Here is a 2,564-nt window from a genome sequence, read left to right as displayed (position 1 = left end):
TCATGTACCTTCTGTACTATTCCGTTGGCCCGCGGCGCAAGCAGGAGCGATACCATTGAAAACGTGGTAGCGCAGGCAAAGCAAATTGCAGAATCAGGTGTAAAAGAAATTGTGCTCACCGGTGTAAATCTTGGCGATTTCGGGATCCGTAACGGCAAACGTGAGGACAAGTTTTTTGACCTCGTTAAAGCATTGGATGAGGTAGAAGGTATCGACCGTTTCAGGATCTCATCTATCGAGCCTAACTTGCTTACCGACGAGATCATTGCTTTTGTGGCTGCTTCAAAACGTTTTGTACCGCATTTTCATATTCCGCTGCAATCAGGTTCGGACAAGATCCTGGGATTGATGCGCCGCCGTTACAAGCGCGATCTTTATGTCGACCGCGTTACCAAAATAAAAGAACTGATGCCCGATTGCTGTATCGGTGTGGATGTTATTGTTGGCTTCCCCGGCGAAACAAGGGAAGATTTTATCGATACTTATAATTTCCTGAACGAACTTAATATATCGTACCTGCACGTATTCACCTATTCGGAAAGGGAAAATACCCTGGCCGCCCAAATGAACGGTGCTGTTCCGGGTTCTGCACGCGGGGAGCGGAGTAAAATGCTGCATATCCTGTCGGACAAGAAGCGCCGTGCTTTTTACGAAAGTCAACTCAATAAGAATGAGGAAGTTTTGTTTGAGGGCGATATTAAGGATGGCTTTATGCACGGTTTTACCCGTAACTATGTAAAGGTGCGTACCAAGTACGATCCTGTGTTGGTTAACGAATTAAAAATGGTACATCTAACAAATATTTCACCTGATGGTGATGTTGAAATAACAGAAGGCGAAGAAATATTAGTGCATTAAATTCTATATTCGCCTTAAAATATAACCTATGTTTCCAACGCTCACATCGTTATTGCAATATCTTTTTGGTTTTAATCTTCCTTTGCCTGTACAAACTTTTGGCTTTTTTGTGGCGATAGCTTTTGTTGGCGCATATTGGGCCTTTGCCCAGGAGTTCAAGCGTAAAGAAGCATTGGGCGTTATCCATTCCTTTAAAAAAAGAATTACTATCGGTTTGCAGGCTTCAAATGGTGAGCTTGCCGGCAATGGTGTTTTTGGCTTTATATTGGGCTATAAAATTGTTGATTGCGCCCTTAATTACCGTGCGCTGTTAGATAGTCCGCAGGATTTTTTATTATCCTTAAGAGGTAACTGGATAGGCGGCATACTCGGAGCGGCAGCCTTTGCATACTGGGCCTGGCATGAAGCTCAAAAACAACGCCGCGATAAACCCGAAACTAAAGATATCGATGTACATCCATACGAGTTAATGGGTAACATATTGTTATGGGCAGCCGTGTTTGGCTTTGCCGGTGCTAAGCTGTTTAATGCATTGGAAAACTGGGGCGACTTTATGAAAGACCCGGTTGGTATGCTGATAGGCTTTAGCGGTTTAACCTTTTATGGAGGCCTGATCTGTGGCGGCGCTGCGGTACTTTATATTGCCAACAAACACGGTATTAAACCGCTGGATATGCTTGATATTGGTGGTCCTGGTGTGATGCTGGCTTATGCCTTGGGGCGTATTGGCTGCCAAATGAGTGGCGACGGCGATTGGGGAATTGTTAACCTGGCACCTAAACCACACTGGTTAAGCTGGGCACCCAACTGGATGTGGAGTTTTAAATTTCCACACAACGTAAACGATGAAGGTGTGCAAATGATTAACTGCGTAGGTAAATTTTGCCATGAATTGCCGTATCCGGTTTATCCAACCTCGTTTTATGAGTCTGTAATTTGTTTATTACTATTCTTTGTTTTATGGAAAATAAGGCACAATTTTAAAGCTCCCGGCGTTTTGTTTGGTGTATACATGATATTAGCCGGTGTTGAACGTTTCATTATCGAACTCATCAGGGTTAATACCAAGTATGTAGTTGCAGGTGTTTCATTTACCCAGGCCGAGATGATCTCGGTGATCATGGTTTTAGGCGGTATTACACTTATTGTAACAGGATTAAACAAAGAAAAGAAAGCGCTGGGCAAAACAAATGGCTGATAACAAATCAAAAGGTAAATTAGTAGATAACCAGGTATTTAGATTTGTGCTTTCGGCCGGTGCCGGTTTTTTGGTGGATGTTTCTGCATTTTACCTTTTTTACCACAATCTGCTTACGCAGCATACTTACCACATATTAGGGCTAACCGTTCGTAATTATACTATCTCATTGGCATTGTCATTTTTTATGGGGGTACTGGTTAATTTTTTAATCACCCGTTATATGGTATTTAACGAATCGAAATCGGCGCCGCGCAAACAATTCTTTCGTTTTGTAACGGTGGCTATTATCGGTTTCTTCGCTAACTTATCAGTTGTGAAAATATTGATCCAGGCCTGCAGTTTTAATCCTACTGTAGCACGGATCTCGGCGGCGCTGAGTTTGTTCTTTGCAAGCTTTTTTATCCATAAAGTTTTTTCATTCAGCCTATCATTAAAACGGAACCATGCAAACAGCGAACATCATAAACCAGGTAATTGAAGTTTCAAAACAAGCAGGTGATTTCAT

The 2,564-nt window shown here is 42.5% G+C and carries 3 protein-coding genes; all 3 read left to right on the top strand.

Annotated elements, in window-relative coordinates; genetic code table 11:
- Positions 1-858: MiaB/RimO family radical SAM methylthiotransferase (locus tag VF500_RS13050; RefSeq protein WP_330860089.1), on the top strand; the 858-nt coding region annotated here is incomplete at its 5' end.
- A 28-nt stretch (positions 859-886) separates the two neighbouring features.
- Positions 887-2,056 (top strand): prolipoprotein diacylglyceryl transferase, encoded by a 1,170-nt coding sequence (locus tag VF500_RS13045; RefSeq protein WP_330860088.1) that lies wholly within the window; start codon positions 887-889, stop codon positions 2,054-2,056.
- A complete protein-coding gene (locus VF500_RS13040) occupies positions 2,049-2,537 on the top strand; it encodes a GtrA family protein (protein ID WP_330860087.1) in 489 nt (162 codons plus the stop codon). The genes VF500_RS13045 and VF500_RS13040 overlap by 8 nt, the downstream gene beginning before the upstream one ends.
- Positions 2,538-2,564 lie beyond the last annotated feature (27 nt).

Origin of the sequence: Mucilaginibacter sp. (genome assembly GCF_036383575.1) — a bacterium.
Lineage (GTDB): Bacteria > Bacteroidota > Bacteroidia > Sphingobacteriales > Sphingobacteriaceae > Mucilaginibacter.
Note: the sequence above shows the minus strand (reverse complement) of the source record. Positions and strands in the feature narration are given on the sequence as shown.

Bases quoted from the DNA above. Each gene is read 5' to 3' on its own strand.
- VF500_RS13040 (WP_330860087.1), top strand. From the start codon at position 2,049: ATGGCTGATAACAAATCAAAAGGTAAATTAGTAGATAACCAGGTATTT.
- VF500_RS13045 (WP_330860088.1), top strand. From the start codon at position 887: ATGTTTCCAACGCTCACATCGTTATTGCAATATCTTTTTGGTTTTAAT.